The sequence below is a fragment of the Lysinibacillus sp. FSL K6-0075 genome, from assembly GCF_038592945.1.
In the GTDB taxonomy this organism is placed as follows: Bacteria; Bacillota; Bacilli; order Bacillales_A; family Planococcaceae; genus Lysinibacillus; species Lysinibacillus fusiformis_F.
In genome coordinates, this window is sequence record NZ_CP151947.1 from 150,514 (window position 1) to 170,388 (window position 19,875).

At 37.0% G+C, this 19,875-nt stretch carries 20 protein-coding genes; 14 read left to right on the top strand and 6 right to left on the bottom strand.

Annotated features, from left to right (window positions below):
* The first annotated feature begins 129 nt into the window (after positions 1-129).
* From MHB65_RS00745 to MHB65_RS00765, 5 genes are all read left to right on the top strand, one after another.
* Positions 130-1,077: a carbohydrate kinase gene (locus tag MHB65_RS00745; protein ID WP_342442163.1), complete on the top strand. Its 948-nt coding sequence runs from the start codon at positions 130-132 to the stop codon at positions 1,075-1,077.
* A gap of 20 nt (positions 1,078-1,097) precedes the next feature.
* Complete coding sequence (locus MHB65_RS00750) at positions 1,098-1,529, top strand: dual specificity protein phosphatase family protein (RefSeq protein WP_342442164.1); 432 nt, start codon at positions 1,098-1,100, stop codon at positions 1,527-1,529.
* Positions 1,530-2,224: 695 nt separating this feature from the next.
* Positions 2,225-2,428, top strand: a complete 204-nt coding sequence (locus MHB65_RS00755; protein WP_016992404.1) for a PLD nuclease N-terminal domain-containing protein — start codon at positions 2,225-2,227, stop codon at positions 2,426-2,428.
* A complete protein-coding gene (locus tag MHB65_RS00760; RefSeq protein ID WP_342442165.1) occupies positions 2,425-3,309 on the top strand; it encodes an ABC transporter ATP-binding protein in 885 nt (294 codons plus the stop codon). The genes MHB65_RS00755 and MHB65_RS00760 overlap by 4 nt, the downstream gene beginning before the upstream one ends.
* Positions 3,306-4,088, top strand: a complete 783-nt coding sequence (locus MHB65_RS00765; protein ID WP_205446408.1) for an ABC transporter permease subunit — start codon at positions 3,306-3,308, stop codon at positions 4,086-4,088. The genes MHB65_RS00760 and MHB65_RS00765 overlap by 4 nt, the downstream gene beginning before the upstream one ends.
* Positions 4,089-4,141: 53 nt before the next feature.
* Here the strand turns inward: MHB65_RS00765 and MHB65_RS00770 are convergent, their stop codons facing one another.
* Together MHB65_RS00770 and MHB65_RS00775 are read right to left on the bottom strand one after the other, a co-directional pair.
* Positions 4,142-4,795 (bottom strand): GAP family protein, encoded by a 654-nt coding sequence (locus tag MHB65_RS00770; RefSeq protein ID WP_342442166.1) that lies wholly within the window; start codon positions 4,793-4,795, stop codon positions 4,142-4,144.
* Positions 4,792-5,553 carry a MerR family transcriptional regulator gene (locus MHB65_RS00775; RefSeq protein WP_342442167.1) on the bottom strand — a complete coding sequence of 254 codons (762 nt, stop codon included), beginning with the start codon at positions 5,551-5,553 and terminating at the stop codon, positions 4,792-4,794. Before MHB65_RS00775 ends, MHB65_RS00770 begins: the two co-directional genes overlap by 4 nt.
* A 184-nt stretch (positions 5,554-5,737) precedes the next feature.
* Here MHB65_RS00775 and MHB65_RS00780 point away from each other — a divergent pair, with 184 nt between their 5' ends.
* Positions 5,738-6,442 carry a CBS domain-containing protein gene (locus tag MHB65_RS00780; protein WP_205446411.1) on the top strand — a complete coding sequence of 235 codons (705 nt, stop codon included), beginning with the start codon at positions 5,738-5,740 and terminating at the stop codon, positions 6,440-6,442.
* 24 nt (positions 6,443-6,466) lie between these two features.
* On the opposite strand, the gene MHB65_RS00785 is transcribed toward MHB65_RS00780, so the two are convergent.
* Complete coding sequence (locus MHB65_RS00785) at positions 6,467-7,186, bottom strand: DUF421 domain-containing protein (protein ID WP_205446412.1); 720 nt, start codon at positions 7,184-7,186, stop codon at positions 6,467-6,469.
* 102 nt (positions 7,187-7,288) lie between these two features.
* Here MHB65_RS00785 and MHB65_RS00790 point away from each other — a divergent pair, with 102 nt between their 5' ends.
* Positions 7,289-8,494: an MFS transporter gene (locus MHB65_RS00790; protein WP_342442168.1), complete on the top strand. Its 1,206-nt coding sequence runs from the start codon at positions 7,289-7,291 to the stop codon at positions 8,492-8,494.
* A 27-nt stretch (positions 8,495-8,521) separates the two neighbouring features.
* Here MHB65_RS00790 and MHB65_RS00795 read toward each other — a convergent pair whose 3' ends face one another.
* Positions 8,522-9,208, bottom strand: a complete 687-nt coding sequence (locus MHB65_RS00795; protein WP_205446414.1) for a histidine kinase — start codon at positions 9,206-9,208, stop codon at positions 8,522-8,524.
* A gap of 564 nt (positions 9,209-9,772) precedes the next feature.
* Here MHB65_RS00795 and MHB65_RS00800 point away from each other — a divergent pair.
* The 7 genes from MHB65_RS00800 to MHB65_RS00830 are packed head-to-tail and all read left to right on the top strand — an operon-like array spanning position 9,773 to position 15,548.
* Complete coding sequence (locus MHB65_RS00800; RefSeq protein WP_342442169.1) at positions 9,773-12,184, top strand: Na+/H+ antiporter subunit A; 2,412 nt, start codon at positions 9,773-9,775, stop codon at positions 12,182-12,184.
* A complete protein-coding gene (locus MHB65_RS00805) occupies positions 12,174-12,596 on the top strand; it encodes a Na(+)/H(+) antiporter subunit B (RefSeq protein ID WP_205446416.1) in 423 nt (140 codons plus the stop codon). Before MHB65_RS00800 ends, MHB65_RS00805 begins: the two co-directional genes overlap by 11 nt.
* 3 nt (positions 12,597-12,599) lie before the next feature.
* Positions 12,600-12,938, top strand: coding sequence for a Na(+)/H(+) antiporter subunit C (locus tag MHB65_RS00810; protein WP_004233143.1), 339 nt, complete (start codon positions 12,600-12,602; stop codon positions 12,936-12,938).
* Complete coding sequence (locus tag MHB65_RS00815; protein ID WP_342442170.1) at positions 12,931-14,436, top strand: Na+/H+ antiporter subunit D; 1,506 nt, start codon at positions 12,931-12,933, stop codon at positions 14,434-14,436. Before MHB65_RS00810 ends, MHB65_RS00815 begins: the two co-directional genes overlap by 8 nt.
* A complete protein-coding gene (locus MHB65_RS00820; RefSeq protein ID WP_205446418.1) occupies positions 14,436-14,918 on the top strand; it encodes a Na+/H+ antiporter subunit E in 483 nt (160 codons plus the stop codon). Before MHB65_RS00815 ends, MHB65_RS00820 begins: the two co-directional genes overlap by 1 nt.
* A complete protein-coding gene (locus MHB65_RS00825) occupies positions 14,918-15,202 on the top strand; it encodes a Na(+)/H(+) antiporter subunit F1 (RefSeq protein ID WP_205446419.1) in 285 nt (94 codons plus the stop codon). Before MHB65_RS00820 ends, MHB65_RS00825 begins: the two co-directional genes overlap by 1 nt.
* A complete protein-coding gene (locus MHB65_RS00830) occupies positions 15,180-15,548 on the top strand; it encodes a Na+/H+ antiporter subunit G (RefSeq protein ID WP_205446420.1) in 369 nt (122 codons plus the stop codon). The genes MHB65_RS00825 and MHB65_RS00830 overlap by 23 nt, the downstream gene beginning before the upstream one ends.
* 451 nt (positions 15,549-15,999) lie before the next feature.
* Here MHB65_RS00830 and MHB65_RS00835 read toward each other — a convergent pair whose 3' ends face one another.
* Both MHB65_RS00835 and MHB65_RS00840 read right to left on the bottom strand, forming a co-directional pair.
* Positions 16,000-16,716, bottom strand: a complete 717-nt coding sequence (locus tag MHB65_RS00835; RefSeq protein WP_342442171.1) for a DNA-binding response regulator — start codon at positions 16,714-16,716, stop codon at positions 16,000-16,002.
* Between the two features lie 14 nt (positions 16,717-16,730).
* A complete protein-coding gene (locus tag MHB65_RS00840; RefSeq protein WP_342442172.1) occupies positions 16,731-19,739 on the bottom strand; it encodes an ATP-binding protein in 3,009 nt (1,002 codons plus the stop codon).
* Positions 19,740-19,875: the final 136 nt, after the last annotated feature.

The window sequence follows — 19,875 nt, forward strand, 5'->3', positions numbered from 1 at the left end:
AAGTATAACAAAGATAGGGGATGACTCAAGTTATCCATCCTCTTATGAAGAAATGCCAAAAGTAAAAACCTTTATAGAATGACAATTTTCGTGTTAATCTATAATGACTAGACTTTCAGGAGGACTATCATGACAAAGCAAGAGAAGGATTTTATATTAGTCTATGGAGATGCTTTTATTGACTATATTGCTGATGATGTAACAAACACATCATTTACTAAATATATGGGTGGCGCAACGGTCAATGTTGCAGCAGGTATTAGCCGAATTGGTGCGCCTTCAGCTTTAATTACAATTACGGGGGATGACGAGGGCTCGCAATTTGTGCGAGATGGGCTTGCCCAAGAGGGTGTGAAACTGGATTATGCCGTATTTAATCCAGCAAAACGAGTAAGTGGTGTATATGTGCATCTAACAGAAGCATGTGAACGGATTTTTAAGGATTATGTTGATGAAACACCAGATTTACAAGTTGAACCCTCACAGCTAAATGAAGCAGCCTTTAAACATGCCTCTGCTTTAACAGTGTGTTCAGGCACGATGTTCCATCCAACAGCTCTTGCTACAACACGAGCAGCAGTAGAAATGGCTAAGGACAAGGGTGCAATTATTGCAATGGATGCAAATATTCGTCCATTACGTTGGAGCAGTGAAGAAATTTGTCGAGATACGATTACATCATTTTTTGAAGATGTCGATATTTTAAAGGTGACGGATGATGAGTTATTCTTCCTGACAGAGACAAGTAGCTTAGAAGAAGGGATCGAACAATTAAATAGCTATTTGGTGCCTATTATTTTAATCACCGTAGGAGAGAATGGTACTTATGCAGTTCTTAATGGTGAGGTTATCCATATACCGACTGAGAAAGTAGTGCCTGTGGATACTACAGGTGCGGGAGATGCATTTATGGCAGGTGTCCTGCGTGATGTCCATTACAATGGTTTACCTACAACTAAAGAAGAACTTGTGCGTTGTACAAGCTTTGGCAATAAATTAGGGGCTTTTGCCGCAACGAAAGCGGGCGCTTTAACAGCCCTACCATATTATGAGGATATTAAGCATTTACTAAAATAAACATGCGAGGCGTGAAGAATATGGAGAAAAACTACGATGTTTTAGTAAAGGATCAACTGTTCTTTGGCGGTGCAAAAGATGCAGAGGCTGCATTTGCACAAGAATCAGTTGATGTTGTGATAGATGTTCGTGTTCAAGGGCTATCCTCTCAAGAGCAGGAGAAAGTTCCTTATTCTTATAAACATATGCCTATAGCAGATGAAGATAGTGAAGTAGCATCATCCATCCAACAAGTAGCGAAGGAAGTTGCTTTAGCCTATGAGACAGGGCAGAAAGTATATGTTCACTGTGGAAGTGGTGGCGGTCGTGCAGGTGTTGCAGCTACCGCTGTACTAATGGAGTTGGGAATGGCCGATTCCTTAGAGGAAGCAGAGGCAGCAGTTAAAACAGCTCGTCCACAAGTAACCATTCGCCCAAAAATGGAAGATGCTCTGCAAAAACTTTATAAATAATAGAGAAGATGTACTAATTAAGATACATCTCATGTTGTTGAAAAAAGATCGTGTCACTAGCAGAAAAAGACCTTTTGGCAAGGTGAGGGGTTGGTTTCCGTTCCGCCAGCGTCCTTTCCAGGGGGCGTCCGATGAGCCGCTTCACTCACTTACGTTCGCTCCAGGGTCTCCTCTGTGACGCTAAATCCCCGAGGAGTAACGCTGGCTCCACTCCAATCAACCATGCTGCAAAGTGTCTTTTCCTTATTTTTCATACTAGCTAGCCGTAGTAATCAAATTAGCCCATGATTTATATAATTAGATAGGCTCTTATTTTCAATGTGTAGTGACAACACCCCTTCATAAAGAGTAGTGAAGACCTTCACTTTATTTGAAAACCTTTGCTAAAAAGTTAACATTTTGTAGGTTGGAGTGGAGGGCTAATTGACTCCCGTGGGATAGCGAGACAGGCGAGCCCCTGCACGGAGCGGGAGCGGAGGAAGCGGCTCGGCGCTCGCCCACAGGAAAGCAAGTAGCCTGCAACGGAAACCATTTTCACCTTTCACAAAAATTCTATTGATGGTTTTGTTTTTCAATACTATGAGATGTACTAATTAAGGTACATCTTTTTTTTATGGTGTAAGAGATATTTTGTTCTATACATATTAGAACAAAGTTGTTATAGTTAGTATATAACAAATAATGAGGTGATCTATATGATGGAGGAATTAGCAAAAGTTCCATGGGCAGTTATAGCACCGCTCATCATCGTTCAAATTATTTTGATGATCGTAGCACTTATTGATTTACGTAAAATTCATGCAACAAACGGGCCTAAAATTCTTTGGGTATTTATCATTATCTTTGCTAATCTATTAGGGTCAATTGCGTACTTTATAGTGGGGAGAAAGCAGTCATGACAACTTTACTTCAAGTTACAGGTTTGACCAAGCAATTTGCAGAGCACAAAGTTGTAGATAATATTCATTTCAACTTAGAGGAAAAAACTTCTACGGCTTTAATTGGTCCAAATGGAGCTGGCAAGACAACGACTTTATCTATGTTAACGGGGCTTTTAAGACCGACTGCTGGAAGTGTAAAGATGCTAGGTAATGATTTACGTGCGAATATAGGTTTTTTACCACAATATCCACAGTTTCATCCTTGGCTAACTGCGTTAGAGTTTACAGAAATGGCTGCAAGGTTGAATGGTGTAGCAGCCAAAAAGGCTAAATTAGAAGCACAAAAAACCTTAGAATTTGTAGGGTTAGGAGATGCCCAACATAAAAAGATAGCCACTTTTTCTGGTGGGATGAAGCAGCGACTTGGTATTTCCCAAGCAATAGTGCATAAGCCTAAATTACTGCTATTAGACGAACCTGTTTCAGCATTAGATCCCGTTGGACGTAGAGAAGTGCTCGATTTATTAAAAGGATTACAACAAGAGACGACTATTTTATACTCAACGCATATTTTAAATGATGCTGAAGAAATGACAGACCAACTATTATTCTTGCAAAATGGAAAGCTCGTAGAACAGGGAACATTACGTGAGGTACGGCAACGTTTTGATGAGCAAAATTATGTCATTGAATTTGGAAGTGAAGAAGAGGCTAAGCTTTTTGCAAATCCATCTAATCATGTAAACGGTTGTTATGTCTATATTGAGATAGTGAATGAGGAGCCAACGATGAAGAAGTTGCTTCAACTTTTAAGTGAATGTCCTTATACAATTAGAAAGGTAGAGCGACAGACAGCATCTCTGGAAGAAATTTTCATGAAGGTGGCGAAAAAAGCATGAGAGGATTCAATGTACTTCTGCAAAAGGAATTTAGAGAAGCGTGGCGGAGTTGGAAGTTTCTATGGATTCCTCTTGTGTTTGCTCTGCTTGGAATGAATGATCCACTAACAAACTACTATATGATGGATATTTTAAATGCTGTTGGGAATGTACCAGAGGGCTTTGAAATGCTGATGCCAGAATTAATGCCACTTGATTTAATTCAAGCTGCTATCGGGCAGTTTCAAACGATCGGCTTATTGGTGATGATGGCTTCGTTTGTAGGGGCTATTAGTAAGGAACGAGCTAATGGTATGGCAACATTATTATATGCTCGGCCCATTTCATTTGGCGCATATTTTTTAAGTAAATTTGTTGTCATGAGCACCATTTGTTTTGTTAGTGTTTTAGCTGGGTTTGCTGCTAATGTCTATTATACAAGTATTCTATACGGAACGTTGGACATTGGTGCACTGTTAATAAGCTTTTCGACGTACTATATATGGTTGCTATTTGTGATAGCTGTTACGTTAATGATGAGTGCCAGTTTTAAAACAGTTATTGCTACTACATGTGCATTTACAGTGATTTTTGTTGGGCAAATCGTCGATATGATTGTAGGAATCTTTTGGACAATATCACCGTGGAAACTAGCAAGCTACGGAATTGCAAAATTTCGAGGAACAATAGAGGTGTCAGATTACTGGTGGAGCTTAATAATTACGCTAGCATTAACAATCATCTGTATCAGCATTGGCATCGTGATGATGAAAAGAAATGCGTCTATGACAAAAATCTAAAGAGTATAAAACGGTAAAAACCAACTTATAATGGGTTTTTACCGTTTTTCGTTTTAAAACATCCCACCATTTATAAGTAAAATTAGTCCCAAAAAGAACATGATCCAAGAAAGGGTAGAACTTGTTCTTTGATCAAAAAGTGTTTGAATTTTTCTTAAAGGTTTATTCATAAATCGGCGGAATAATAGATGTAAGCACAGTAGGATAATCCCAGGTGCAATCATTACCAAATTGTAACCTGCCAATAAAGGTAACCATTCATAAAACGTTAATTGATTACTCGTTAAAATACCTATTGCGGCGAAATAGGGAAGGGCGGTTGCAACTTCTAAAATAGAAGTTGTGAAACCTAAGGCTACCATAGAGGTCACATGTAAAGACTTTGGTTTAGGTGCCCCATTTGCCTTTCTCTTTGGTACTAACCAACTGCCGATAAATAAAATTGCTCCCACAATGGTCATGATAAATCGAGCTGAGTAGCTAGTTAGCAAATTAGAAATCGGGTCGAACATGACGCCTAGACCTAACATTAAAAAAACCCCAGTACTAAAGTAAAACAAGACAACAGTCATTAAATAGGTTAATAAAAGGCGGATTTGCTGCTTTTTAGCTACAAGCAATACATAGACAGACACACCAATAATAGAAGGACTAAACATGTCTAATAAAGCTAAGGTACCTATCAGTAGCAACATTTCTATGTTCATGGTTGTGACTTTCCTGACACCTGTTTTTTTGATTCATAAATATGAAGAGCCTGCTCAATAAAATGTAGAAATTCTTCCTCTAAAGGATATAATCCCATTTGCTCAGATTTGTGAGGTGACCTTCGTATAGTCCACATCTTCTCTAAAAACGCATCATTTCCTTTGTATTCTACTTCGGTCTTTTCCATCATTCGTTTGATAATAAACTGAACGGAATCTGCTTCAGGGCTTTCCTTACGAAGCTGCTTTAATTGACCCAATAAGCCAATCCACTCTAAAGAACTAGGATCATTTCGGTTTAAATTAGGCAATTTTTGAAAAAGGTCCATTTCGGCAGCTGCAAAAATCTGCTGGCGGAAAGCTTGCTTTTTATCTCGTTCTTGACTCGAAAGCTTAATGTACTTTTGGATAAGGGACTCTGTTAATCCACCTTCGATAGACGAAGCATTCTTTAATCCAAGGATGGCGTTCTTCATCTGCTGTAGTTTCTTTTGTTCCTCTGCTACAAAAGCTAGCTGATGGTCTAAACTTGCTTCCCACTCCCACGAATTATTGATAAGTGTCTGAATTTCTTTCAACTTGAAACCTAATGTTTTTAAAAATACAATTTGTTGTAATGTTTTTAGCTCATTCTCGTCATAAATCCTGTGTCCCCCCTCGGTCTTTGCTATAGGAAGTAACAAGCCAATCTCCTCATAGTAACGTAATGTGCGAACAGAAATACCAGTTTGTTTTGATACATGATGAATCGTAAGCAAAATAACGAATCCTCCTCCCTGTTAATGACATTATATAAAATGACGTAACGTCACTTTCAAGAGGGAATGTAAAACTACATTCTTGGAATCTCCATAACTTAGGAATATAATGGGGGTGTAACTCGAAATTTGTCAAATAACTCGGAAAATATATAGACTACTATAGAAAGAAGGGACATGAAAAGTGGGAACTGAAAATTCCGATCGTTTCCTGACAGCGTTTAATCGGATAGATCATAGATTACGAGATATTGTAGGTGCTAAGGATTTTATGCCTTTTTATCGGCTTATTGATCAAGCAAAGAAAAAGGATGTCTTGGTGAAGAAATATGAAGATGATCTACGCTCCTATGCCGACTTACGAAATGCGATTGTGCATCATCGTACCTCTTTACATTATGTGATTGCAGAGCCACATACCGATGTTGTAGAACGAATTGAATACATAGATGCTACTCTCGCTAAGCCAACGCTTGTGGGGCAAATGTTCCGTAAAAGAGTACTGATTTTTCAAGAAAATGATTCTTTGAAACATGTTTTAAAAGTGATACGTCTGCGAAAATATACACAATTTCCCGTTTATTATAATAAGCAATTTAAGGGGCTAATCACGACAGTAGGAATCACCAATTGGCTTGCTTCAAAGATGGGTGGCGATCATTTACCAAAAAGAATTCCAACATTGCATGATATTTTAATGCATGAGAAAAATAGAGTGAATTATAAATTTGTCAGTAGATCTATATCCATCTATGAGGCTGAGGAAATATTTAAACAGGGGGTCGAAAGAGGGAGGCGATTTGAGGCATTATTAATAACGGAGCACGGTCAACCACATCAAAAATTACTCGGTATTATTACACCATTAGATATTGTCAAAATTGATTAACAAAAAACGAGACTAGACAAGCAATTAAGGGCTTGAATGTCTCGCTTTATCTTTTAAGCTAATGTACAGGGAACCATTTGTTTGGACTTGAGCAAAATAAACTTCTTCTACGGAATGCACATTTTGCTTTTTCAATTTCTTCATGACCCAGTCTTCTGTCAGCTCTATTTCAACAATATTTTCTATAATAAGTTGACCATCAGAAATGACTTCTGTAGGAAGATAAGTAGGCGGTGATACGTCTGCTTTAACATCCTGCTTTGTAGCCACCTGTTCAGAGGTTTTTTGTAGCACACTGAGTTTCCCGTTCGTTTCTAGTAAGGCATATTCAACGTCCTGTACAGAGAAAATGGCTTGTTCACGTAGCATCATTGTAAGCTCATCTAGATGAAGACGATTTTTTTGTAGTGCTGATTCTAATATAAGACCTTTTTGAATAACAATCGTTGGCTTATCATCAATGAGAACGCGAGCTTTTTTAGATTTAATCGTAATAACGGTCATCAAATACGTTAAGGCACTCCACCAAACGAGGGAAATCATACCATCTAAAAATGGTGTTTCTTCCTGAGAGGCAATTTCTGAAGCGATCGACCCAAATGTAATGCCGGTAATATAATGGAAGAATGTTAACTGGCCCAATTGTTTTTTTCCAAGTATACGCGCCAGAATAAGTAATGCAAAAAATGAAAGTGTTGTTCGAAGAATCATTTCCCAAAAGTGAGCATGAATAAAGCTTTCCATGCATATATCAACTCCTTTTACAGCTGTCAAACTATAGCTTGTGCAAAATGGTCGATAGTATGCGACAATCATGTATAACCAAAATAAGAGTGAGGTGGCAACATGAATAAACAATTAAATGTAACAAATCCAATGTATCCAATTATGATTGCAATCGGTGTTGCTCACCTTATCAATGATACGATGCAAGCTGTTATCCCAGCGATGTTTCCCATATTTAAGAGTGAATTAGGTTTGACCTTTACACAAATTGGTATGATTTCTTTTGTTTTAAACATATTTGCTTCTGCCTTACAGCCTGCTGTGGGCTTTATCAGTGATAAAAAACCAATGCCCTATGCTTTACCTATAGGTATGATTAGTTCATTTATAGGGATTGCCATTATAGCGTTTACAACACAGTATTGGATTATTATTATTGCGGTATTATTTATCGGCTTTGGTTCAGCTATCTTTCATCCTGAGGGATCAAGAGTTTCATTTATGGCAGCTGGCTCTAAAAGAGGACTTGCTCAGTCTATCTATCAGGTGGGGGGGAATTCAGGACAAGCTCTTGCACCGTTAATTAGTGCTTACATATTTGATATTCTCGGGCAACGAGGTGCTGCGATCATATTAGTCATTGCAACGTTCGGTATCATTTTATTAAGTAAAATTGCAACATGGTATAAAAAACAATTGGAGCAGGAGCGTATAGCGAAGAAAAAACGTGTACTCGTCTCAACATTGCCTCCTTTAACAAAGAAACAAGTAGGAATTGCGTTAACGTTATTATTTACAATTATTTTTGCACGATCATTTTATACAACAAATATAACTAGCTTTTATGTGTTTTATTTGATGGATCACTATGATGTCAGTCTTCGACTAGGGCAAATATTAATATTCACCTTTATGGCATTTGGGGTAGTAGGTACATTTTTCGGAGGCTCTTTATCAGATCGTATTGGTAGAAAGAATGTCATAATTCTTTCTGTTGTAGTACCAATGCCATTTTGTTTAGCATTGCCTTATGTACCATTATGGACCGCTATGATATTTTTAGTCATTATCGGTACATTAATCATGATTAGCTTCTCCGTAACAGTGGTCTATGCTCAAGAGTTAGTTCCAACAAAAATTGGCACAATGGCAGGTCTAACAACGGGCTTTGCTTTTGGTATGGGAGCAATAGGAGCAATGGTTATCGGGGTTTTAATGGATCATAAAGGCATTGATTTTACAATGATTGTCGTTTCATTATTACCTTTATTATTACTAGTAGCCTTCTTCTTACCAAAGGATAAACCTGCATCAGCTGCTGTCTAATAAAAAAACGCGTATCTACGCGTTTTTTTATTGTCTTAATGGAGCTAAAAATTCTGCTGGCAGTTTCTCCTGATCGACTACATAGCCCTCTGAAATATGAACTTCATGCATTTTATCGTTGTAAGTAAATTTAAAGATGCCATTGTCAAAATCTGTGCCAATTTCTTTGAAAAATATACCCTCAATCGATACATATTTAGGACATGTAAATGCTACTTTAAAGTTATCCTGCTCTTTAATTAAGTAAGCACGTACTCCTTTTTCATATGTTTCATTTGCATCATCGTCTGTTGGGCGTTGAACAGCTACAATATGAAAATCAACAAAAGGAACTTCTTTTAACAGTACATTTAGGAACGAACCTTTAGTAATTTCCTCCCAACGGCTTTGTGCGCTTTGCCCTACGATAATTTGCGAAATGCCATAATTCTTTGCGACTTCTGCAATAACTTTTTGTATGGGGCGTTTTTCATTATCTTGCAAAATAAATTTTTCAACCTCAAGCTCATCTGATAACTTCTTCCATTGCTCTATATAACTAGATTTCTCTGCGTCAAATGCATCAAGGGGTTGCGAATCGACTGAAAGAATATAGAGTGGGCAATCAAGCATTGTGGCCATCTTATGACCACGATGTATTAAACGCTCGCCATTTAAGCCGTAGTAAACACAAACTAATATACTTTCATCTAAACGCCCTTTTACATGCTTCATAAAAAATGTACACCTCTTATCTGTTGGTATTTTGTTAATTTCACTGTTGATTTTGAAAAAATTATCCTAAAACAGCTAAAATCAATGCTGTTACAGTGCATTATGCTCATTTATAATGTATACTTAAAAATGTATAAAAGTTAACGGAAATATATTGGAAAACCCTTGAAGGATGAAGCTTAAATCAATAATTTGAAATTATTTAATTTATGCATTCTGTGCATCAAAGCTAAATTGCTTTCATATGCCACACTATTATGCAGTGAGTTAAATAGATAGTCAAGTGTCTTCATTGTGCTGATATAAACTAAGTTGTAACTGTATAAATTATCTGATTTTCCACAAGTTATTTAGGCTTGCATCGGGTTAGAAGTGACTAAATAACTAAAATAACCATTTTTATAAACGATAAGGCACTTTAACACCCCACAACATTCCTTTAAAAAATTTCAAGAATACATCTAATATGTTACTTAGCTTGAACAAATTTCTAAAGTCTTAGCACTTTACATGCCAATCACCACAAAAATTTGCTAGATGATTTTGATAGTAGGAGGTTTTCATTTGGTCACAGTTCTCATCGCGATACTTTTGCCATTTGTTTGTGCTGCACTGATTCCATTGCTTTACAGGCGACTAAGGCGTGTCACACATCTTGGCTGGTTTGTTTTATCTGTTCCATTCATCTTATTTCTTTTACTCGCTCGCTATATTCCTCAATTAGCCGAGGGTAAAACGTTTATTCATACATATGAGTGGATTCCCTCTTTTAATATAAATTTCACAACTTACCTAGATGGACTCAGTATGATTTTTGGTCTGCTGATTACTGGTGTAGGTAGTTTAGTCATTTTATATTCTATTTTTTATTTATCAACGAAAGAATCTCTTCATCATTTTTACTGCTATTTATTACTATTCATGGGCGCTATGCTTGGCGTTGTTTTTTCAGATAACCTAATGGTATTATACACATTTTGGGAACTGACAAGTGTGTCATCATTCCTATTAATCGCATTTTGGCATCATAGAAAGGCATCTCGTGCAGGGGCCAAAAAAGCGATGATGATTACAGTCTTTGGCGGACTATCCATGCTTGCAGGCTTCTTAATGCTCTATGTAGCTTCACATACATTTAGTATTCGTGAAATTGTAGCGAATGTAGAGATTATACGGGATCATGCTCTATTTACGCCAGCCCTCATTTTAATTTTACTAGGGGCGTTTACAAAGTCTGCACAATTTCCATTCCACATTTGGTTGCCTGATGCTATGGAGGCCCCAACGCCTGTTAGTGCTTACTTACATTCCGCAACAATGGTTAAGGCAGGCATTTATTTAGTTGCTCGTTTTTCACCAGTTTTTGGCGGAGAAGCAACGTGGTTCTGGCTAGTTAGTGTTATCGGTCTAGTTACATTATTCTGGGGTTCATTTAATGCGGTTCGTCAAACAGATTTAAAAGCTTTATTAGCCTTTTCAACAGTGAGTCAGCTTGGCTTAATTATGAGTCTATTTGGTCTTGGGTCTGTTGGTCACTATTATGGCTATGGTGAAGATTCTATTTTATACACACAAGCAAGCTTTGCAGCACTATTTCACCTCGTGAATCATTCGACTTTTAAAGGAGCCTTATTCATGATGGTTGGAATTGTCGATCATGAAGTAGGTACTCGTGATATTCGTCGTCTCGGTGGCTTAATGTCTTTAATGCCTATCACTTTTACAATCGCAGTCATTGGTGGCTTCTCAATGGCAGGACTACCACCATTTAATGGCTTTTTAAGTAAGGAAATGTTTTTTGCAGCAGTATTGGCTATTCGCGATGTAGAAGCATTCTCTATTGCCGATATAGGGTTATTTTTCCCATTAGTAGCATGGGTGGCAAGTATTTTTACCTTTGTCTATAGTTTGATTTTAATTAGTCGTACATTTTTGGGTAAACTACAGCCTGAGAAGATCGATAAAAAACCACATGAAGCTCCACTTGGCATGTTAATTTCGCCAATTATTTTATGCTTGTTGGTAGTTGGTATCTTTTTCTTCCCGAATGTGTTAGGTCACTATATTTTAGAGCCTGCCATGGCAAGTATTTATCCTACATTCCCGACTACAAGTGAATTAACACCACATATCCATGCATGGCATGGCATTAATGCAGAGTTATTGATGACAGTAGGTGTCATTATTATTGGGATTATTTTATTCAAAACTTTAAAAAGCTGGAAGCCACTCTATCGTCTGTTTTCACAAAAGTATACGTTTAATACGTATTACAATCGAATGATAGAGATGAGCGAAAATGGTTCACAGAAGCTCACTAATAAATATATGACAGGTAATTTAACACATTATTTTGTCTATATATATGTATTTTTTATTGCACTTATAGCTGGTTATTTTGTTTGGTCAGATGCTATGACTTTTAATTTTGACAAAGATTCCGCTATTGAATACTACGAATTAATCCTTGTATTTGTCATGATCTTTGCAGCAGTTTGGATGATTTTCGCAAAGGGTCGAGTGACAGCCATGTTGCTTAATGGTGTACTAGGCTATTCTATTGCCTTCTTCTTTGTTATTTTCCGTGCACCAGATCTAGCTTTAACACAATTAGTTGTTGAATCGGTCACAACAGCTTTATTCCTTTTATGTTTTAAATATTTACCAGATTTAATGCCAGAGGTACCACGTAAAAGGGTTCAATGGTCAAAAGCATTGATTTCTGTTTTTGTTGGGGCAACCGTAACAATTGTTGGTTTAGCGGTTGTACACTATGATCGCTTTGAACCAGTGGCTACTTACTTCAATGATGCTTATGAATTGGCTGGCGGTTCCAACATCGTTAATACAATATTAGGGGATTTCCGTGCTTTTGATACGATGCTAGAGGTTGTTGTTCTTCTGATTGCTGGCTTAGGGGTCTATGCTCTGACAAAGCTTAAGCCACGAAAGGAGGAAGCAGATCATGAAAATTAATGATGTGATTTTAAGGACCATCACCAAGGCAGTCGTTTTCATTATTTTAACACTCGGTGTGTATTTATTCTTCGCTGGGCATCACGCTCCTGGTGGTGGCTTTATAGGTGGTCTGGTGTTAGCCTCGGGCATTGTTTTATTATATCTAGCCTACGATATTGAAACTGTGCATAAAGGGATGCCTTTCGACTTCAAAAAAGTTGCAGCTCTTGGTGTATTGCTTGCAACAGGAACTGCAATAGGTTCGTTGTTTTTCGATGTGCCATTTTTAACACAAGCACATACGTATATAGATGTTCCTATATTTGGGAAAATGGGTTTTTCAACTGTCACTATTTTTGAAGCGGGTGTGGCTCTAACAGTGGTGGGGGTTGTTGTAACAATTATTTTAAGTATAAGTGAGGATGAGTAGCCAATGGAGTCTTTAATACTTGTTTTAGTAGGTATATTAGTAGCTGTTGCGACGTACTTAATCCTCTCGAAGCAGTTATTGCGTGTTATTTTAGGTACTGCTGTTTTATCACATGCTGCCCACTTACTGATTCTGACAATGGGAGGTCTAAAAAAAGGAGATGTACCATTATTAGGGGAATCAGAGGGACCATATACAGATGCGTTACCACAAGCATTAATTTTAACAGCTATTGTCATTAGCTTTGCTGTCACTGCCTTTGTTCTCGTTTTAGGCTATCGTGCGTACAAAACAAATGGTTCAGGGAATTTTGATGAATTGAGAGGTACGCCGGATGAGTAATATGATTGTTTTACCATTAATTGTACCGGTAATTACAGCTATTTTACTGGTGTTTTTAAAAGAGCATGTGATGTTACAACGTATCATCAGCTTATTGACATTGAGCTTTATTATTATCATTAGCATCATTTTATTAGTAGAGATTCAAGAACAGGGTGTGATGCGCATTGATTTTAGCGGTTGGGCACCTCCATTTGGAATCTCATTTGTTGCAGATTCATTTGCGACACTTCTAGTGTTAGTTGCAAATCTTGTAGCCCTCATTTGTATGTTATATGCAATTTTTACGATGGAGCTAAGGTATGAAAAAATGTATTTTTATTCATTTACCTTACTCATGATAGCGGGCGTCAATGGTTCATTTTTAACTGGAGATATTTTTAACTTATTTGTATGTTTTGAAGTAATGTTGCTCGCTTCGTATGCACTTATCAGCTTAGGTGGCGAAAAAATTCAGCTACGTGAAGCATTGAAATATGTACTCATCAACATTGTTGCCTCTTGGATTTTCTTAGTGGCGTTAGCTTTTCTGTATGGAACAGTAGGCACTTTAAATATGGCTCATATCTCCGTTCGTGTAATGGAGGCAGGAGCTAATCCACTTATTACAACAGTGGCGCTTATTTTCTTAATCGTCTTTAGCTTGAAGGCTGGACTTTTATTATTCTTCTGGTTGCCAGGCTCATACAGCGTACCACCAACTGCCATTGCTGCTTTATTTGCTGCTTTATTAACAAAGGTAGGGATCTATGCACTTGTACGTAGTTTTACATTGCTGTTCCCTAATAATACTGAGGTCACACACACAGCGCTTGGCATCATGGCTGGAATTACAATAATAGCAGGTTGTATCGGTGCTCTTTCAAGTCGTGATGTTAGAACGATAGCCTCCTACAATGTGCTAATTGGTGTTGGCTTTATAATAGTTGGACTAGCGGTTGGCACTGAGTCAGCATTACAGGGTGTTATCTATTATTTAATGCATGATATGGTAGCAAAGGCTATGTTGTTTTTAGCAGTTGGCATGATGATATATGTCACTGGGGAAACAGTAATTGATAAAATGAGTGGACTGATTCGTAATTATCCTTTCTTTGGGTGGTTATTCTTTATAGCGATGTGCTCATTAGCTGGTATACCACCATTAAGCGGTTTTTTAGGAAAGGTTTTAATTGGACAAGGTGCGATAGAAGGTAGCCATTTCGTTCTATTAGGTCTAGGGTTTTTCTCTAGTTTAATTGTTTTATATTCACTGCTACGGATATTTCTTTCTTCCTTTTTTGGCGAAACGATTATTAGCTTAGAGGATGAAAAACCTTTACCAAAACGTATATTGTTGCCATTAACATTACTGGCTGCCTGTACAATTGGTTTAGGTATTGGGGCAGAAAAATTGGCACCATTTGTAACAGATGCAGCTGAAACACTTTATACACCATCTATCTATATCGATGCAGTTTTAGATGGCGAACAATGGCAAGGTGAGGTGAATAAATAATGGCGATGCAGTTTATTTTAAATTTATTTATCGCAGCACTTTGGTTACTCCTACAGGATGAAGTGACACCACAATTTTCGACATTTTTGATGGGCTTTTTTGTAGGTATGGGTATTCTATATGCAATGCATCGCTTTTATGGTACTCAATTTTACTTGCGAAGAGTCTTTTCAATCATTAAATTATTATGGCTGTTTAACTGGGAGCTATTTTTATCAAGCTATAGTGTATTGAGACAAATCACTACACCTAAGCTAAACATTACACCTGGTATTTTCACATATAAAACTGTACTAAAGGGAGACTGGGAGATTACAGCACTTGCATTACTGTTAACATTAACACCTGGCTCTGTCGTCATGGAAGTGTCTGAAGAGGGCGATGTTTTTTATATCCATGCCATGGACATAGAACAGTCTAAGGATGCTGTTATACGATCAATTGGAAAATTTGAGCAAGCAATAATGGAGGTGACACGCTAATGATTAACAATATATTACTTCTTGCACTTGCTTTCTTTAGCATTTCCATTGCGCTGTCGTTGTATCGTGTTATCCGTGGCCCATCAATGCCGGATCGAGCAATAGCTCTCGATACAATTGGTGTTAATCTATTATCGGCTATTGCGATTGTCTCTATTATATTGAAGACGAAGGCATATTTAGAGGCTATTCTTATTTTAGGTATTTTAGCGTTTATCGGAACGATTGCCTTTACAAAATATATAGAAAGAGGTGTGATTGTTGAACGTAAATCAGATGATTGAATGGGCGGCAGTTATCCTTATTCTTATAGGTTCCATCGTGAGTGTGATTAGCGCATTTGGAATGATTCGCTTACCAGATGTCTATACACGATCACATGCTGCTACGAAAAGTTCTACGTTATCAGTTTTAACCTGTTTATTAGGAGCGTTTATTTATTTCTGGGTGCATGACGGCTTTGTTAGTGTACGGCTCATTTTAGGTATTCTTTTCGTCTTTGTGACAGCACCAGTCGCTGGACATTTAATTTGCCGTGCAGCCTATCGTTCTCATGTCCCATTAGCGGAGGGCTCTGGAGAGGACGAATTAAAGTCAAAATTATTTCCTGAAGAACATTCGATAAAATAGAAGGAGGAGGCTGGGACAGAACTCGATTATCTTGAATAATAGCGAAAATTGATGATAACTTTTTCCCTTTGATGAGTAGAGTGTTCCTTCCTAAATCAAAAAATGTTAGTCCGAAACAATCGGTCTAACATTTTTTCTTTTTGTCTCAGCCTCTCATAGTCTTGAAAAACAAAACCAATTGAATTTTTGTGAAAGGTGAAAATGATTTCCGTTGCAGGCTACTTGCTTTCCTCCGCTATCGCTCCGTTTAGAGGCTCACCTGTCTCGCTATGCTACTATGAAAATAAGTAAAGACTTTTTGCAGAATGGTTGATTGGAGTCGAGCCAGCGTCACTCCAAGGGGGGATACAATTCTGAACTAGATGAGAGAGTAGTAGATTCTAGTCAGTTATCATTGGATAATTCAAGTGGAAGAGGGAAGTTGATCGGTTTAATCAACTTCCCTTTCAAATTATTCAGCTTGAAAAACTAATTGATAGCCAGAGCCTCTTACCATAATAATTTTTGCTGTGTGTCCTGGGATCGTTTCCAGTTTTTTTCTTAAATTACTGATATGAACTCGTAATGCTTGTGTTTGTCCAAAGCTATCCTCGCCCCATATAAGTTGATACAGCTCAGCAGCTGGAAAGGCTTGATTGCTATGCTGTGCTAAAAAGGATAAAATTTGAAATTCCTTTGTTGGTAAAGTTAATACAGTATCACCAATTGAAACTTTCCCTGAGTGTATATGAAAGTGTAATGTGTGAATAATTTTAGTTCCTTCATTCACAGAAGTATAATCAATTGGTTGTATCAACTTTTTATGACGCTTCCGTTCAAGTAGCCGCTCAATGGTTTTTAAAAGTCGGCTGTGGTCAATGGGCTTTAAAATATAATCTATAGCCTGTACATTAAAGGCCTCTAAAGCATAATTTTCATATGCTGTCACAAAGACAATATCCATGTAGCTTGAGACATCTTCTATTTTAGAAGCAAACTCAAGACCGGTCATTTCGGCCATTTCAATGTCTAAAAATAGAATATCAGGTTTTAATATATCAATATTTACTAAACCATCCTTTGGATTCTGGAAGGTTCCAATAATCTCAATAGAGCCACTTGCCTTTAGCATGGATTCTAATAAACGAATGGCTAAAATTTCATCATCTATAATAACTGCTTTTAACAAGCTGCTCACATCCTTTATGTAGTAATTATCGGAAATCTTATTTCAACAGTCGTTCCTTCATTTTCAAGGCTATCAAAATGGATAGTAGCGTTATCGAATTTTTTTAATCTTTTAGAAATATTTAGAATACCAATACCTTGACTAGCGGTTTTTTCACCGTTTTGAATTTGCTGTAAAAGCTCTGCAGATATACCAATGCCATTGTCTATCAGTTGGAAAATCACCATTTGCTTTTCCTCCTTTATAACTAATTGTAGCCTGCTATGCCCTTTTCCTACTTTCAGACCATGAAGAAGTGCATTCTCCACTAAAGGTTGAAGCAATAAAGGAGGAATAAGACATTGGATAGGCTCATCCATGCAAATTTTAAATTCTAATTGCTCTGGATATCTAGTTCGATGAATATTTACATAAGCCTCAATAAGACTAAGCTCCTTTTCTAAAGGAACAAGACTGTTGGCATTTTCAAAGGCAAAACTATTACGCAAAAATGTAGCAAAATCTGTAATCATTGTCCGTGATTTATCTAAGTCTAAATAGCTAAGTGACAGAATGGAATTTAAGACATTATAAATAAAATGCGGTTTAATTTGTGCTTGTAAAAACGCAGTTTCCATTTTCACAGCTGTTTCTGCAGACTCCTTCAATAAAAGAAGATTGCGAACTCTTGTCTTAAGCTCGGTAGCATCCAAGGGTTTATGTAAAAAGTCATTTGCACCAGATTGAAAGGCTGCGATCATATCCTCTGGGCGAATTGCTGCTGTCAACATTAAAATAGGTAGCTCTGTAGACGTGTAATTTTGTCTAACCTGTTGGCAAATCTCATAGCCAGAAATAGTGGGCATCATTATATCCAAAATTAATAAATCAATACTAGGTTGTTGTGTAAGGTATTCAAAAACATGGTGTCCATTATCAATTGCTATAATGGAATAGTTTTCTTGCGTCAAAATATCTATTAACACCTTTAAATTAACAGCGTCATCATCCACAATTAGGATTTTTTTCTTCCCTATATTTTCAACAATATGTGGGAATGTTAGGAAGGGATGTTGATATGTTTGGATTGGCATTGATGGTAATTCCTCGTTTGTCGGCTGTGCTTTTCGTAATTTGATTGAAAAGGTTGCGCCTTGTCCAACAATAGATTCTACAAAAATTTTTCCACCCTGCCGCTCAACAAGCTCCTTTGTAATATGTAAACCTAATCCACTGCCATCAATTGAATAGTTGAATTGTTGAAATGCATTAAAAATAGTTTTTAAATTTTCTGGCGCTATCCCACAGCCAGTATCCTTTATTTCAATCACTAAAAATGACTGTTTCTCATAACAAGTTATATCAATTTTCCCTTCATTTGTATACTTCACTGCATTATGAATTAAATTATATAAAATTTGGCGAAGGCGATTTTCATCAGCTTGGACAAAGGTTCTCCGTTCAATATGATTATAAATTTTTACATTTTTGCTGATCGTATAGGATAGCACTTCTACAGTCATATGTGTAATTGCATATAAATCTACAGAGGTCATACGCAGTGTTAATTGGTTCTCCTTCAGCTTTGAAAAATCAAGTAAATCATTGACTAAATAGGATAGACGTTCAGCAATATTGAAAATAAGTGATACTTTTTCTTTTTGTTCGTCCGCTGAGATGGGAACGCTATTGTCTTTCAGCATAGACTGCGAAATGCCAATAATACCATGTAAAGGTGTTTGGAATTCATGGGATGTTTTAGCAAGAAATTCATCCTTTAATTTATCTACACGGATAAGTGCCTCTGTAAGCTTGCCTTTTTCTAAATAAGAATCTGCAAAACGATGAGAAATATATAGTGAAAGCATTGTTAGGCAAATAAATGGCAACAGCGGTGGTAGGGCATTCAGTTCTAGATTAATATTTGTATTTAACGTTGCAACGATAAAATAAAGCAAAATGGCTAATGAGCTTAAAGTTAAATACATTACACCAGTAGCACGTTGGTAAATTGCCATAATTTGCGCATAGAAAATATAAACAATATTTGCGAATACATATAGTGAGTTAATATTCTGAAATAGCGAATTAATTGATGTGGGAAGCATTGCAACAAGAATAAGAAGGGTTCCTACAGCGCAAAGCACTTTCACAACCAAACGATTCATATGTTTTTTTAGAGCACGGTAAAAATATAACAATATGAAAAGACCGACAGCTATACTAGAGATCATTTGCATTTTCTGAAATGGTGCGTAGGGCATATCTATAAAGGCTAGTAATAACTTTTCCCCATGTGTAAGGGTGTAGAGACCACTTGAAAAGCAAAATAAAGCAAAATAAAGCTGCTCTATACCAAATTTTGAATAAAGATAAGAGCCAAAAAAGTAGATAAACATTGTTAAAAAGCCTGCTAAGGTAATTAAATCGTAGAATAGTGCACCCTCTCGTAGCTTGGCAATACTAGATTGATCTCCTAAAAAAATGGAGCTAATAATTCCTCCGCCGGGTGCATAATCAAAATTTGTCACATGTACAATCAATTCAAGTTCTTTTTTATCAGGCGAAAAATAAGCAGTATATGGAGTATTGTGTGGTATATAACTGCTATCCTCAGCTGGCTCTCCGCTGTGCCCAACTCGCTTTCCGTTAATATACAATGCGTTCGACATACGGATGTTACTTGTCTTAATCCCTAAAATATCTTCGGTATCATCGATTAAAACCTTGAGACGATAAGTCCCGCTATCAAATACAGGTATTTGTTGCCCCTCAATTGTATATTTTGTCCATGCTGAAGGGACATCGACAAGATAGCTTTGATAAGTATCAAAGGCTTCACCGTCAACTAAATGATTCGGGATGAATGACCACTCTCCATCCAATTTGATAGGCGTATTATCGTTAAAGGTATGATGGCGTAAATCCATCACACCTTTAATCGCTTGTTGCCCATGCGACTTAGGTTGAGTTAAGAAAAAGGTAATGCCTGCTATCAGCATTGAACCAATAATAATTGCGAACAACAACGATAATTTTTTCATTATAAAAATCCCTTTCAAATGATTTAGTTGGATTATACAAGATAACTTACGCCATTAATATAAAATTCCTACTAACGATGAAATCAAACTATTGTGAGCTTAAATGATGATGATCAATCCCTGTATCTGAACCGCC

What these genes read in the sequence shown, in the direction of transcription:
- MHB65_RS00745 (WP_342442163.1), top strand. Translation starts at nt 130, where the DNA reads ATGACAAAGCAAGAGAAGGATTTTATATTAGTCTATGGAGATGCTTTT.
- MHB65_RS00750 (WP_342442164.1), top strand. Translation starts at nt 1,098, where the DNA reads ATGGAGAAAAACTACGATGTTTTAGTAAAGGATCAACTGTTCTTTGGC.
- MHB65_RS00755 (WP_016992404.1), top strand. Translation starts at nt 2,225, where the DNA reads ATGATGGAGGAATTAGCAAAAGTTCCATGGGCAGTTATAGCACCGCTC.
- MHB65_RS00760 (WP_342442165.1), top strand. Translation starts at nt 2,425, where the DNA reads ATGACAACTTTACTTCAAGTTACAGGTTTGACCAAGCAATTTGCAGAG.
- MHB65_RS00765 (WP_205446408.1), top strand. Translation starts at nt 3,306, where the DNA reads ATGAGAGGATTCAATGTACTTCTGCAAAAGGAATTTAGAGAAGCGTGG.
- MHB65_RS00770 (WP_342442166.1), bottom strand. Translation starts at nt 4,795, where the DNA reads ATGAACATAGAAATGTTGCTACTGATAGGTACCTTAGCTTTATTAGAC.
- MHB65_RS00785 (WP_205446412.1), bottom strand. Translation starts at nt 7,186, where the DNA reads ATGGAAAGCTTTATTCATGCTCACTTTTGGGAAATGATTCTTCGAACA.
- MHB65_RS00790 (WP_342442168.1), top strand. Translation starts at nt 7,289, where the DNA reads ATGAATAAACAATTAAATGTAACAAATCCAATGTATCCAATTATGATT.
- MHB65_RS00795 (WP_205446414.1), bottom strand. Translation starts at nt 9,208, where the DNA reads ATGAAGCATGTAAAAGGGCGTTTAGATGAAAGTATATTAGTTTGTGTT.
- MHB65_RS00805 (WP_205446416.1), top strand. Translation starts at nt 12,174, where the DNA reads ATGAAAATTAATGATGTGATTTTAAGGACCATCACCAAGGCAGTCGTT.
- MHB65_RS00810 (WP_004233143.1), top strand. Translation starts at nt 12,600, where the DNA reads ATGGAGTCTTTAATACTTGTTTTAGTAGGTATATTAGTAGCTGTTGCG.
- MHB65_RS00815 (WP_342442170.1), top strand. Translation starts at nt 12,931, where the DNA reads ATGAGTAATATGATTGTTTTACCATTAATTGTACCGGTAATTACAGCT.
- MHB65_RS00820 (WP_205446418.1), top strand. Translation starts at nt 14,436, where the DNA reads ATGGCGATGCAGTTTATTTTAAATTTATTTATCGCAGCACTTTGGTTA.
- MHB65_RS00825 (WP_205446419.1), top strand. Translation starts at nt 14,918, where the DNA reads ATGATTAACAATATATTACTTCTTGCACTTGCTTTCTTTAGCATTTCC.
- MHB65_RS00840 (WP_342442172.1), bottom strand. Translation starts at nt 19,739, where the DNA reads ATGAAAAAATTATCGTTGTTGTTCGCAATTATTATTGGTTCAATGCTG.